General features: G+C 33.5%; 12 protein-coding genes. 5 read left to right on the top strand and 7 right to left on the bottom strand.

Annotated features, from left to right (window positions below):
* The first annotated feature begins 378 nt into the window (after nt 1-378).
* A complete protein-coding gene (gene tyrS / locus BK821_RS10660) occupies nt 379-1,641 on the top strand; it encodes a tyrosine--tRNA ligase (RefSeq protein WP_071331654.1) in 1,263 nt (420 codons plus the stop codon).
* Nucleotides 1,642-1,907: 266 nt separating this feature from the next.
* On the opposite strand, the gene BK821_RS10655 is transcribed toward tyrS, so the two are convergent.
* A complete protein-coding gene (locus BK821_RS10655) occupies nt 1,908-3,209 on the bottom strand; it encodes a S1C family serine protease (RefSeq protein ID WP_046836718.1) in 1,302 nt (433 codons plus the stop codon).
* 166 nt (nt 3,210-3,375) lie between these two features.
* On the opposite strand from BK821_RS10655, the gene BK821_RS10650 reads away from it, so the two are divergent.
* The 3 genes from BK821_RS10650 to BK821_RS10640 all read left to right on the top strand — a co-directional run bounded on the left by BK821_RS10650 (nt 3,376) and on the right by BK821_RS10640 (nt 7,010).
* Nucleotides 3,376-3,996, top strand: a complete 621-nt coding sequence (locus BK821_RS10650) for a lysophospholipid acyltransferase family protein (RefSeq protein WP_046836717.1) — start codon at nt 3,376-3,378, stop codon at nt 3,994-3,996.
* A gap of 177 nt (nt 3,997-4,173) precedes the next feature.
* Nucleotides 4,174-5,667, top strand: a complete 1,494-nt coding sequence (nagE, locus tag BK821_RS10645; protein ID WP_046836716.1) for an N-acetylglucosamine-specific PTS transporter subunit IIBC — start codon at nt 4,174-4,176, stop codon at nt 5,665-5,667.
* Between the two features lie 221 nt (nt 5,668-5,888).
* On the top strand, nt 5,889-7,010 hold the full coding sequence (locus tag BK821_RS10640; protein WP_071331653.1) for an HAD family hydrolase: 1,122 nt from the start codon (nt 5,889-5,891) through the stop codon (nt 7,008-7,010).
* A 177-nt stretch (nt 7,011-7,187) separates the two neighbouring features.
* Here the strand turns inward: BK821_RS10640 and serA are convergent, their stop codons facing one another.
* The 3 genes from serA to BK821_RS10625 all read right to left on the bottom strand — a co-directional run bounded on the left by serA (nt 7,188) and on the right by BK821_RS10625 (nt 10,566).
* On the bottom strand, nt 7,188-8,804 hold the full coding sequence (serA, locus tag BK821_RS10635; protein ID WP_046836714.1) for a phosphoglycerate dehydrogenase: 1,617 nt from the start codon (nt 8,802-8,804) through the stop codon (nt 7,188-7,190).
* Nucleotides 8,797-9,957 (bottom strand): pyridoxal-phosphate-dependent aminotransferase family protein, encoded by a 1,161-nt coding sequence (locus BK821_RS10630; protein WP_046836713.1) that lies wholly within the window; start codon nt 9,955-9,957, stop codon nt 8,797-8,799. The genes serA and BK821_RS10630 overlap by 8 nt, the downstream gene beginning before the upstream one ends.
* 168 nt (nt 9,958-10,125) lie before the next feature.
* Nucleotides 10,126-10,566, bottom strand: coding sequence for an SACOL1771 family peroxiredoxin (locus BK821_RS10625; protein ID WP_046836712.1), 441 nt, complete (start codon nt 10,564-10,566; stop codon nt 10,126-10,128).
* A gap of 80 nt (nt 10,567-10,646) precedes the next feature.
* Here BK821_RS10625 and BK821_RS10620 point away from each other — a divergent pair, with 80 nt between their 5' ends.
* Nucleotides 10,647-11,405: a glycerophosphodiester phosphodiesterase gene (locus BK821_RS10620; protein WP_046836711.1), complete on the top strand. Its 759-nt coding sequence runs from the start codon at nt 10,647-10,649 to the stop codon at nt 11,403-11,405.
* A gap of 73 nt (nt 11,406-11,478) precedes the next feature.
* Here BK821_RS10620 and BK821_RS10615 read toward each other — a convergent pair whose 3' ends face one another.
* The 3 genes from BK821_RS10615 to BK821_RS10605 all read right to left on the bottom strand — a co-directional run bounded on the left by BK821_RS10615 (nt 11,479) and on the right by BK821_RS10605 (nt 13,539).
* A complete protein-coding gene (locus BK821_RS10615; RefSeq protein ID WP_046836710.1) occupies nt 11,479-12,009 on the bottom strand; it encodes a GNAT family N-acetyltransferase in 531 nt (176 codons plus the stop codon).
* A 205-nt stretch (nt 12,010-12,214) separates the two neighbouring features.
* Nucleotides 12,215-12,817 carry a 30S ribosomal protein S4 gene (gene rpsD, locus BK821_RS10610; RefSeq protein WP_046836709.1) on the bottom strand — a complete coding sequence of 201 codons (603 nt, stop codon included), beginning with the start codon at nt 12,815-12,817 and terminating at the stop codon, nt 12,215-12,217.
* 257 nt (nt 12,818-13,074) lie between these two features.
* Complete coding sequence (locus tag BK821_RS10605; protein ID WP_046836708.1) at nt 13,075-13,539, bottom strand: GAF domain-containing protein; 465 nt, start codon at nt 13,537-13,539, stop codon at nt 13,075-13,077.
* Between the last annotated feature and the right edge of the window lie 191 nt (nt 13,540-13,730).

Below are 13,730 nucleotides of genomic sequence, written 5' to 3'. Positions count from 1 at the left end.
TAACATAATTTATGATGTTGACTTTTAAAATAGAGTTACTTATAATTAATATCAATTCGATATCGTTTTTGGATAAAGGAAAAGTAGTATATATAGAAAATCTTCAGAGAGTTAGTGGTAGCTGTGAACTAACATTTTCTTCTATACGAATACACCTTTGACTGTTTAACAATCCAAACGTTTAAGTTAATGAACGTATCATTAATAAAGTTGTTTGACTTAAGTATGGTGGTACCGTGCGCATGCGCCCTTACATTAATTTGTAAGGGCGTTTTTATGTTTTTTGATATTCGTTCCATCGTCAACGTTATGAATGTTGTTAAAGGTTACTAATTCTTATACAAAGAGATATCTTAAGTAAAATAGGAGGTTGATAAAATGACAAACGCATTATTAGAAGACTTACAATGGAGAGGCTTGATTTATCAACAGACAGATGAATCAGGAATTGAAGAATTATTAAATAAAGAACAAGTTACATTGTATTGCGGTGCCGATCCAACAGCTGATAGTTTACACATTGGTCATTTATTACCATTTTTAACATTACGACGTTTCCAAGAGAATGGTCATAGACCACTTGTGTTAGTTGGTGGCGGTACAGGTATGATTGGTGATCCTTCTGGTAAATCTGAAGAACGTACATTACAAACTGAAGAACAAGTTGAATTAAATGTTAAAGGTATCAATGAACAAATGCATAAAATTTTCGAATTTGATACTGATAAAGGTGCTAAACTTGTAAACAATAGAGATTGGCTTAGTCAAATATCGTTGATAGACTTTTTAAGAGATTATGGTAAACATGTAGGTGTAAATTACATGTTAGGTAAAGATTCTATCCAGACACGTCTAGAACATGGGATCTCATACACTGAATTTACTTATACCATTTTACAAGCTATAGACTTTGGGCATTTAAATAGAACATATAATTGTAAAATTCAAGTAGGTGGTTCTGACCAATGGGGTAACATTACAAGCGGTATAGAATTAATGCGTAGAATGTATGGTCAAACAGAAGCATATGGCCTTACGATTCCGCTTGTTGTAAAATCAGATGGTAAGAAATTTGGCAAGACTGAAGGTGGCGCTGTTTGGTTAGATGCTGACAAAACAAGCCCATATGAATTCTACCAATTTTGGATTAATACTACTGATGAAGATGTCATCAAATTCTTGAAATACTTTACTTTCTTAAGCAAAGAGGAAATTGAAACTTTAGAACAATCATTAAATGAAGCGCCACATTTACGTGAAGCGCAAAAAGCTTTGGCTGAAAATGTGACACGTTTTATTCATGGTCAAGACGCTTTAGATGATGCGATGCGTATTTCAAAAGCGTTGTTTGCTGGTGATTTACAGGCACTTTCTGCTAAGGAATTGAAAGAAGGCTTTAAAGATGTACCTCAAGTTGAATTAAGTAATGATACTACGAATATTGTAGAGGCTATTGTTGAAACTGGTATTTCACCATCTAAACGTCAAGCGCGTGAAGATGTGAACAATGGGGCAATTTACGTGAATGGTGTAAGGCAACAAGATGTAAACTTTGAGTTGTCGGCAGACGATAAAATTGAAAATGAATTTACGATTATTCGTCGAGGCAAAAAGAAATACTTTATGATTAACTATAGATAAAAAGATGATTTGCAGTAAATGGATGAATTCTTTCAAACTGCCAACAAAGTCGAGGATTTTGTTGGCAGTTTTTTGTTGCACATGTCTAGGATTATGGTCTTACACAGATGTTTTGTAAAAGCGACTGCTCAAATCATCTGAAAACCAACCGTTATTATTCTGAATTTTAATTTAATAAATAAAAAGATAAACCAAACACTGAAAAGTGTTTGGTTTATCTGCATTACATTAAGATATTTTACCCATGGTTTATTGAGTTAGAATCGTTAATTAAAAGGGTTTGCACTTTCAGAACTGTCTTCACTATCTTCGTTGCTTGATTGTGTTGAAGCGGATTTTTGTTCTTTAAGATCGACCTTAACAGTCTGGACCTTACCTTTTCTTTCTAAAGTGAGTTTGACTGTGTCGCCCGGTTTTTTCTGTTGATATAAGTAGTTACGTAAATCTGTATCTTCTTTTACTTTATTGTCATCGATAGCGGTAATAATGTCGCCTTCTTTGAGCCCATTATTCTCATCAACTTTGGCGATATAAACACCTTCTTTACGTTTGGTATCAAGTTGTGCTTTATATTCATCTGGAATTTCACTTAAATTGAGCAAACCAATTCCAATTGAAGGGCGTTCAACTTTACCATGCTTCACAAGTTCTTTTATCGTAACTTTTACTTCGTTACTAGGTATTGCAAAGCCAATGCCTTCAACTTGTTCATTAGCAATTTTCATAGAATTAATACCTACAAGATTTCCATTAATATCAACCAATGCGCCACCAGAGTTACCTGGATTAATAGCGGCATCTGTTTGTAATACATTTACTTTATTTGCACCAGCTGTAGTCTGTGTATCAATCGTACGTTCACTTGCAGATATGATACCAGAAGTAACTGAATTCGCAAATTCTAAACCAAGTGGATTACCCATTGCAAAAACACTATCGCCTGTTTTAACTTTAGAGGAATTCGCAAATTCAATTGCTTTTGTACCTTTTGTATCATCTATTTTTAAAACTGCCATGTCAGTCAATGCATCTTTACCAATGAGTTTTGCTTCAACCTGTTTAGAATTATGTAATTGTACTTTAATTTCACTTGCACCATCAATAACATGGTTATTTGTTACGATGTACGCAGAACCATTATTTTTTTGATAAATTACTCCTGAACCAACGCCTGCCTCTTGTGATTTAGATGATTTACCTTTTAATAAAGCATCTAAGTTTTGCGCTTTTTGCATATTTATTACGCCTACAATAGCAGGTGATACATCGTTAATCATTTGGTTGACAGAATCATATTTTTCACTTTTTCCATCAAGTGTATTACCACCATTCGTACTATTAGATGTTTCTTTTACAGAAGAACCATCATCATCTAATACGGTATGTTCCATGAACTTTCCAACCCCTAACACAATTAGAGCACCAATAATTCCAGCAATTAATGCGACGACCATTGTTTTAAACCATGGGAATTTGGGTTTGTTTGTCGAACGCTGCTCACCTTTAAAGGGCTGTTGTGCTTGCTCATAATGTTGATTTCCGTTTGAGTGATTATCATTATTAGACATAGTAAACCTCCAATTCATTCTCTAAATCCTATTATGATAGGATTTGAATACTTTTTCTAGTATATCACCATACGACTTTAGACTGAAATATTAATTTTCTTGTCCATAAGTTAACTAAATGATAAAATCAATAGGGTATTAAAAGGAAAATGAAGTAGGTGGAGAAATGTATAAACTGATTAGTGGCTTGTTGAAGCTCATTATAGTCAAACTAAGTAATTCTTTAGAAGTACAGGGTAAAGAAAACATACCGCAGTTACATAGATATGTAGTTACTTGTACGCATGAGAGCTATAATGAAGTAATCATGCTCGGAACGGCTATATATCCTAACCAAATCCATTATATGGCTAAGAAAGAATTATTTAATAATAAATGGTTTGGTAGATTTTTAACGTCATTAAATGCTTTTCCTGTAGACAGAGATAATCCGGGTCCAAGTACTTTAAAAAGACCAATTAAATTATTGAAAGAAAATAAAACGGTAGGTATTTTCCCTACAGGTCAACGTAAAAAATATGATGAGGGTGCACCTTTAAAAAGAGGAGCAGTAACCATTGCTATGATGGCCCAAGCACCGATATTACCAGCTGCATATGTAGGCCCAAATGAAATTAAAGGGCTTATTACTGGAAAAGCTATCATAAAATTTGGTGAACCCATTGAGACAAAACATTTACCAAAAGATATGAAACGAAATGAAAAATTAGAATATTTAACAAAAGAATTGGAAAATAGAACAAAGCAATTGCAACAAGAATTGGATGCATACGTAAATATTAAGTAAAAGTGTAGACTAAATTCAAAATCGTTGACTTCTAAATTAGAATACGATTGTTGAATAAGTTATGTTATTATATAACTGTACAATGACAGCTAGTATAGCGTTTACAAACACCACGTGGACAACTTGTGCATGTGGTGTTTGTTTGTGTGAATGCGAGCTAGGAAATGGGGAATGAATATGTTTAGTTTCTTACAAAGATTAGGTAGGTCACTCATGCTACCTGTTGCAGTACTACCAGCAGCGGCTATTATTGCTGGAATAGGGAATGCTTTAACGGCGATTGGTATTTTACCGACAGTCGCTACTTTCTTCACAACGGCAGGGACAACAATACTTGATCAATTGGGTATTTTATTTGCAATCGGGGTTGCACTTGGAATGGCCAAGAAAAATGACGGAGCAGTTGCATTAGCTGCAACAGTAGGTTTCTTTTTAACGACAGTCGTGTTAAGTCCAGAGAAATTAGCACCACTATTAGGTGTAAAGCAGTCACATGTTGATGCTGCTTTCGAACAAATGAATAATTCTAATGTGTTAATAGGATTATTTGTAGGTTTAATAGCTGCTTATACTTATAACAAGTTTAGTCAAACAGAATTACCAGCAGCATTATCATTTTTTAGTGGTAAACGTTTAGTACCTATATTAACAGCGTTCTTTAGTATTATTTTAGCTGTGATTATGCTATTTGTATGGCCGCTTATATATGCAGCCATTGTAACGTTTGGTACATGGATTATAGATTTAGGACCGTTTGGTGCTTTTCTATATGGTTTCTTTAATAGATTATTAATACCAACAGGATTACATCATGCTTTAAATGCAGTATTTTGGTTTGATTTAGCAGGTATTAATGATATTGCTAAATTCCAAACTGGTGATGGCGCAGTCAAAGGTGAAACGGGCCGTTATATGGCCGGCTTTTTCCCAGTAATGATGTTTGGTGTGCCTGCAGCAGCTTTAGCAATGTATCATACTGCTGAAACAAAACAGAAAAAACGCGTATACGGTTTAATGTTAGCAGGTGCGATTTCAGCCTTTTTCGTTGGTGTAACGGAGCCAATTGAATTTGCATTCATGTTTGTTGCACCTATACTTTTCGTCATACATGCATTTTTAACAGGTCTATCATTATTTATCGCAGCATTATTTCACTGGACAGCAGGGTTTGCCTTTAGTGCGGGTCTCATTGACTTTGTACTTTCACTGATTAACCCAGTTGCTAACTATCCATTTATGCTGTTAGTACAAGGACTTGTATTCTTTGTAATTTATTATGTAGTATTTAGAATGGCAATTAAGTTTCTAAAACTAAATACACCAGGACGTGGAGATAATTTATTACCAGATCCGACTTCAGAAGAAGCTTCTACAGGAGAAACAGCTAGTTCAGAAGATGGATTAACACAAGCTACAAATAAATATTCAAAATCAGCTGCCCAAATTTTAGAGGGCTTGGGTGGTCAAGATAATATTATGTCGCTTACAAATTGTGCGACACGTTTACGTATGGAGTTACACGATAATAGTATTGTGGATGAAACCAAGATAAAAAGTGCTGGAGCTGTTGGGGTGACGCACAGTGGTAAGCATAATACTCAAGTTATTATTGGTACGCAAGTACAACAAGTAGCAGACGAAATAGAAAATCAAATGGAATCTGTGAATTAAAAAGCCCATTACAAGCGAATTGGATGATTAGTATAAGATATGTCTTTCAAGAAAAGCACGGAAAAGTGTGCAATTGTTGAAAGGCATATTTTTATTTATTTTATGTATGATTATTATTTATATTATTTTGGAAAAAAGAATAAAATACATTTGCGCTTTTCACATGTAAATAGTACGATATACTAGTATCAGAATTTTCTGATTAAAGGAGAGTAGGTAGGATGAAGTCGGTATTATTTGATGTAGATGGTGTGTTTTTAAGTGAAGAAAGGTGTTTCGATGTTTCTGCATTAACTGTTTATGAAATATTAATGAGTAAAGCGTACATTGGACTGGATTCTTCAATACAATTTGATGGTTTAAGTGACCAACAAATAACTGAAATAAGAGATATTGTATTTTATCATGATGAAATACTAACTAAGTTAAAATCGCTTGGTTTAAATTCAAATTGGGATATGCTATTTGTAGTTCTTGCTATTCATTTTATAGAACTATGCAAAGCATTACCGGAAGATAAACTGATGGGAGTATTACAATCTGAGAACTTCAACCAAGAGACATTACAATTTGTTGGTGAAAATGTAACAGATGTAGAACTTAATTTTGCAGCACCGTTATCATTTTTGGATGGTGTAAGTTCAGGAAAGGATAACATCTACCAAACATTAGTGGAATTTGCAGGTGAAAGTCTAAATACAGATCAAACAGCGATTTTTGAGTTAAAGAGTTCTTTTTGGACATTTGCTCAAGAAATTTATCAAGAATGGTATCTTGGCTATAAACTTTTTAATAAAGTAGAGGACAAACCAAACCGTTCTGAATTTAAAAAAGGTTACATATATGAAGAAGTAGTTTTAAGACCTGTAGAAGAAATTAAACAATTACTAGAAGACTTAAAGGCAGCTGGTTACCACATTGCCATTGCAACTGGTAGACCAAGAACTGAAACCTTAGTACCATTTGATACAATCGGTATTAAAGATCTTTTTGATGACCAACATATTGTTACTGCAAGCGAAGTACTTATTGCTGAAGATCGTTACCCAGACTTAAAACCGTTAGGGAAACCGAATCCTTTTAGTTATTTAGCTACTTTAGAAGGTAATAATCTGGAAAATTATGAAAAATATGCAACCAATCAAGAAAATCGTGTAGAAAAAAATGATGTTTTTGTTGTAGGCGATTCATTAGCAGATTTATTAAGTGCTAAAAAAATTGGAGCAACGTTTATTGGGCCATTAACAGGATTGAAAGGAACCGATGCGCGTGAAGAATTAGAAAGTTATGGCGCAGAGCACATCGTAGATCACGTAGGTGAGATAAGAGCGATTCTTTTATAAAGCATTCATACACATGTAGGACGTATACGTAGTAGGCGGCTTGCATGTGTTTTTTTATATTTATTTAAAACGATGTTATTCAATATAAAAAGCTGGAAGGTTTTCAATTAAGAAAATCTTCCAGCTTTTTTACGCTGTGTATATAAAATAACAGATTATTTAGGTGGAATTACGTTATTAAATATTATAGCTTGGTTCATTTACTATATCTAATTCTACATTTCGAACTAAATTGAAACCTTCGATGCTATATAAGCTGTTAATTACATCTTCATTAACAGGGTGGTCAATAGATAGTACCATTAGAGCATTACCACCTTGATTTGTACGGCCTAAGTGCATAGAAGCGATATTAATATTATATTCACCTAAGATTTGTCCTGTATGTCCAACAATGCCTGGTTTGTCTGTATGGTTAACAACAAGTTGATATTGTTCAGGTTTAAAGTCTACAGGATAGTCATTGATACGTACAATTCTTGGACCATAGCCATTAAGTACAGTGGCACCGATAGTAATCTTAGTATCTTTATTGATTAAAGTTAACTCAATATAGTTACTAAAGCCACGGTGTTTTGTATTTTTTTCGATGTTATAAGAAACGCCTTGCTCATTAAGAAGCACTAATGCATTGATAAGGTTTACGCGTTCGCCAAGATCTTGGCGTAACACACCAGAAACCAGTGTTCTCGTTAATAAACTTGTGTCATCAAGTGCAATATCACCTTCATATTTAATTTGGAGTTCACGTGGTGCTTTTTCAAGTAATTGAATACCAACTTCACCTGTTAATTTTGTTAATTCGATATAAGGTTTTAACTCGTCGTTAATTTCGCTATAAGTCATTTTCGGAGCATTAATTGCGTTTAAGACATTACCATTTTCAAATATATCAATAATTTCATTAGCGACAGAAACCGCTACTTTTTCTTGTGCTTCAACTGTAGAGGCACCCAAGTGTGGGGTAACAATCACTTTGTCATGCTTAACAAGTGGTGATTCAGTTGCTGGTTCTGTTTCAAACACATCGATAGCAGCTGTCTGAATTTGATTATTGTCTAATGCTTTTAGTAATGCTTCTTCATCAATAATACCGCCACGTGCTACGTTAATAATTTGTAATGTAGGCTTAGCTTTTTCAAAAAATGCTTCTCCAACAATGCCTTTCGTTTTAGGTGTTAATGGGGTATGAACAGTTACAAAGTCAGCTTGTTCAGCAATTTCTTCTACCGTTGCACGCGTTACGTTTAATTCTTTTGCTTTATCTTCAGATAAATAAGGGTCAAAAGCTAAAATATGCATACCGAAACTTTGTGCACGTTTCGCAACGCCTAAACCAATTCTACCTGCACCAATAACGCCAAGTGTTTTATTATAAAGTTCTGTTCCTCTAAATGTTTTACGATCCCATCTACCATCTTTTAATGATAGGTGAGCTTGAGGAATGTTACGTGCCATTGATAAAATCATGGCCATAGAATGTTCAGTCGCAGAAATCGTATTGCCATCTGGCGCATTAATAACGATGACACCATGTTTTGTAGCAGCATCTACGTCAATGTTATCAACACCTACACCGGCTCTAGCGATAACTTTTAAGTTAGGCGCAGCTGCGATAATATCAGCAGTAACTTGTGTTTGACTTCTAACGATTAAACCTTCGAAATCCACAATTTTTTCAATTAATTCGCTTTCATTTAATTCTGTATTTGTTTCAATTTCAAAGTCTTTATGGTCAAACAAACTTTTTAAACCTTCAGGTGAAATTGGATCAGAGACTAAAATTTTATACATATGCTTTTACGACCTCCATGTATTGTGTAATTGCTTTACCAATATAAGATTCATTTCTAAATTCTGATAATAAAATTTCTAAAGCAGAAACTACTTGTAAAATATCAAATGGTGAAATTTGTCCCATATGACCAATACGCAATATTTCTCCTTTAAGGTGACCTTGACCGCCAGCGATTGTGATAGAGAAACGATCTTTAAGTTCTTTTTTGATGAAATTTAATTCATCTTTAGATTTAGGTATTAAAGCTGTAACAGTAGGTGAGGCAAACTCATCTTTAACAAGTAAGTCTAAGTCTAAAGCCTTAAGTGCTTCTCTTAAACCATCTCGTATTGCATAGTGACGTGCAATAACTTGTTCAAAACCTTCTTCTTCAACTAACTTAGCATAAGCATTTACACCTCTGAATAATGAAACATTTGGGGTAAAAGGTGTTGAATGATCAGCTAATGATTTTAAATATTTGTTTAAATCTAAATAGAATCGTGGTGTAGTCACTTGACTAAAGCGTTCTTTAGCACGATCATTGTATGCTACGAATGCTAAGCCTGGGGGTAACATGATTGCTTTTTGACTACCAGAAATAAGGACGTCTATTTGATCACGTTGTAAGTCAACGTCGACCGCACCGATACAACTTACACCATCGACAACAAAATAAATTGATTCGTCATATGTTTTAAGAGCGTGGCCTAATTCATTAATTGGATGAACAACAGCCGTTGATGTTTCACAATATTGACTATAAACAGCTGTTACAGTTGTATTTAGAGATTTTAAGAAATCGATGAAATCAGGGACATTTACAGCTTCTCCCCATTCAACTTCAAAAATATGTACATTATCATAATATGTTTCTGCTATTTGTTTAAAACGATTACCAAAAGCACCTGATACGATGATAACAATATCATCTTCAGGATTAGCTATATTTAACATGCTAGCTTCTAAAGAGCTTGTACCACTTGATGTTAATATCATTACATCATTTTGTGCGCCGAATATTGGTTTAAGTGCACGAAACGCTTCTTCAGCAATTGTTTCAAAATCACTTGATCGATGACCGACCATTGGTTCTTGTGTAGCGTGTAAAATTTGTTCTGGTACAGGTGTAGGTCCTGGTGTTAATAACAAAGGATGATAATATTTCATTTTGTAATTCCCCCATTGAGTAAGATTGTATAAGTTTAGCAAATTTTCAGACAATATAAAAGTGCAAAAGTTACAACTTATTGAAAATGAACACTATAAACCAGCAAATGTAAGGGCATACATCGTTATAGTGTCCACTTTTTAATAAGTATAAAAAATTTTTTAAAATTATTTTAAAATTGGTTCGATTTTTACAGAAACGTTACCTTTAATTGAATTTGAAATCATACAATTGTTATCTGCAACTTTTAATAATTTTTCTATTTTTCTGGATAGCATATCTTTTTGATTTTTTGAAACATATATTTCAGGATAGTGAGTGATTCTATCCATTCGGAATTTTGACTGTTCAAATATAGCTGTACCAATAGAAGATTGTTGTATTTCAATATCTGTAAATCCAGCGCGTTCTAATACCGCAGCTAGTGAAATTATATAACAAGATGATGCAGCTGAAACGAGTAATTCGTCAGGATTTGTCCCTGTCCCATTGCCCCCTAAACCAGCAGGAATAGAAATTTGCTCGTTTAATATATCACCTTTAAGCTGTCCTACTGATTCACGGCCTTCTGTCCAATGTGTACTGACTTTAAATTCATGTTGAACCATAACAATTGACCTCCAATTTATTTGTGATAACTTAAGTTTAGACGAACGTAAGAAATAAAGAAAGAGAGGCGAATTACTTCATGACCATGAATTATCTTAATGATAATATTACACTTATAGCACATCGTGGTATGGCCACAAATTATCCAGAAAATACATTAGTTGCTTTTGTAGCTGCACTTTCAAACAACATTGATATATTAGAAATAGATATTCACAGAACTTCAGATGATTATCTTGTGGTTATACACGATGATACAATTGATCGAACTTCTAATGGAAAAGGGAAAATAAAGTCTTCAACATTGGCTACTTTGCAAGCATATGATTATGGTTCGTGGAAAGATGATGTATTTTCCGAACAAACGTTAATGACATTGGATGAAGTACTCGCATTAATAAAAGAGCATCCTCAAAAATTATTAATTGAAATAAAAAAACCACAACAATATCCTGGAATAGAACAGGATATTATAGATAAATTAATAGTTTGGAACATACCGAAAGACAAGGTGATTTTACAATCTTTTGATCAAAAAAGCATTAGGAAAATTTATGATATGAACGTTGGGTATCAACTAGGTGTATTAATAAGTAAAAGGAAATATTGGTATAAATTACCTGATTTTAAGCAAATCGCTACATATGCAGATTATGTAAATCCACATTTTTCTTTGGTTAATCAAAAATTTATAACTGCTGCACATAATTATCAATTAAGTGTTATGCCTTATACAGTAAATAATTACTTTGAAGCAATGGCACTAATTAAATTAGGGGTAGATGGTATTATTTCAGATAATCCTCATACGATTTTAAATAAAAATTTAAGCACTTAATAAAAGCTTAGAAACCGCATCAGGTGTTTCTAAGCTTTTAAATGCTATATTCAAAATTGTTTAGTGTATGAGACTAAGGTTCAAGTTGAGACAAATCATTATCATGTTGGTTGACCCAATGCTTTTTGAGTAAACCCATAACATAGCAGTCGTTAAATTCACCCCGTGCATAAAAATGTTCCTGCAAAGTACCTTCAATAATAAAATTTTGGCCCTTATAAATATGTACGGCTTTTTCATTATTTACATCTACAAATAAATATATTTTATTGAGATTAAGTACAAGAAAAGCATAATCAATGGCCATTTTAAATGCAGTTTTTGCATACCCTTTGCCACCAAATTGCGAATCTATGATGATTTGTATTTCGCAATTACTATGTATAAAGTTAATCTCTACTAATTCTACGACGCCAATGCGTGTTTGCTCAGTCTCTATTATGAAACGGCGTTCAGATTCATCGTGTAGGTGTTTTTTATAAAGAGATTGAAGTTCGCTAAGTGACTGATAAGGTTCTTCAAACCAATACGACATTATAGAATATTCGTTGTTTAAGTGATGTACAAAATCTAAATCAGTTTCTTCTAAAGCTCTAATAATCAAAGTTAACACTCCTTTATCTTTATATTTAGGATACGCAATTATATTATAAAAGTAAAATGCAGTGAGCTATGAAGCGGCGGTAAAATATTCATAAAATAAGCATTAACGTTGGAAGTCTATGAATAACTGATTTGTAATAGGGGAGAATGCAATAAAAAAACAAGTACACCTTGTGAAAGGTATACTTGTTTTGAAGACATAATGCTTATCTTGAGTAGTACTCAACGATAAGTTGTTCATTAATTTCAGCAGGTAATTCACTACGTTCTGGAACGCGGATATATTTACCTTTTAAGTTGTCAGCATCAAATTCTAAGTACTCTGGTACAAAGTTATTGATTTCAACAGATTCAGCAATGATATCTAATTTTAAAGATTTCTCGCGAACTGTAATTTCTTGACCAGGTTTTAAAGTATATGATGGAATGTCTACACGTTTACCATCAACTTCAACGTGACCATGGTTAACTAATTGACGCGCTTGACGGCGAGTACGAGCTAAACCTAATGAATATACAACTGCATCTAAACGAGCAGCTAATAATTGCATGAAGCTTTCACCATGTACACCATGTTGGTTACCAGCAATTTCAAATGTGTTACGGAATTGTCTTTCAGTCATTCCGTATAAATAACGTAATTTTTGTTTCTCACGTAATTGTAATGCATATTCTGATAATTTTTTACGTTGGTTAGGACCGTGTTGGCCTGGAGCGTAAGGACGCTTCTCTAATTCTTTACCAGTACCACTTAATGAGATACCTAAACGACGTGATTTTTTCCAGTTCGAACCTCTGAATCGAGCCATAATAAGACTCCTCCTTTTTCTTTTTTGTTGTTATGAAAAAACAAAAAAGAGTGTTGTATGCTTAATTGGATATATTGTTTTATGTGTCCTCGCCTTTTAGCAACGGTTACACGGCACGTCCGCGTTGGGAACAACATAGAGCCAACTAATATACAACTGCTAATTTCGTTTATTCACACAAAGACCATTGTAACATGATATTGCAATGTGTCAACAGTATATATAATGATTGTTGTAAAAAGTGCCTTTGAGCCCAGTTATTTTATTTGCTGCTCAATAATGTTTACAATTTCTTCTAAGGCATGTTGATCGTTGTTTGAAAAGCGACCAATGATAGGTGCGTCGATATCAAGTACACCAATAATGTCACCGTTTCTGTGAAGTGGAACTACAATTTCTGATTTACTATTAGCATCACATGCAATATGTCCAGGGAACGCGTGCACATCTTCCACGAGTTGTGTTGTATTTTCTGCAACAGCAGTACCACAGACACCTTTGCCAATAGCGATATGAACACATGCGGGATGTCCTTGGAAAGGTCCTAGTATCAATTCATCATTTTCTTTTAAATAAAAGCCTACCCAATTAATTTGATCTAATGAATCATTTAATAATGCGGAGACGTTACTAAGAATAGCGATTAGATTTGATTCGTCTTCAATTAAACTAGCAACTTGCTTTTGTAATAAATTATAATTTGTTTCTTTTATCTCTGACATTTAAAAAACCTCACTTTTTACTTTTCATTTAGTATAAAGACTGTTTTAATAGTAATCAATCAAATGATTTGTAAGGGCTTTTTAAAGTAATGATGCTATACATATAATATATATAGTTAGATTTATTACGAGAATAAAAATATTCTTATCAATTCGTTCATTTTCTATTTTAATGAATAGGTGAATTACGT

Origin of the sequence: Staphylococcus sp. LCT-H4 (assembly GCF_001866145.1) — a bacterium.
Classification (GTDB): Bacteria; Bacillota; Bacilli; order Staphylococcales; family Staphylococcaceae; genus Staphylococcus; species Staphylococcus succinus.
This window is presented reverse-complemented; position numbering and strand designations above follow the sequence as displayed.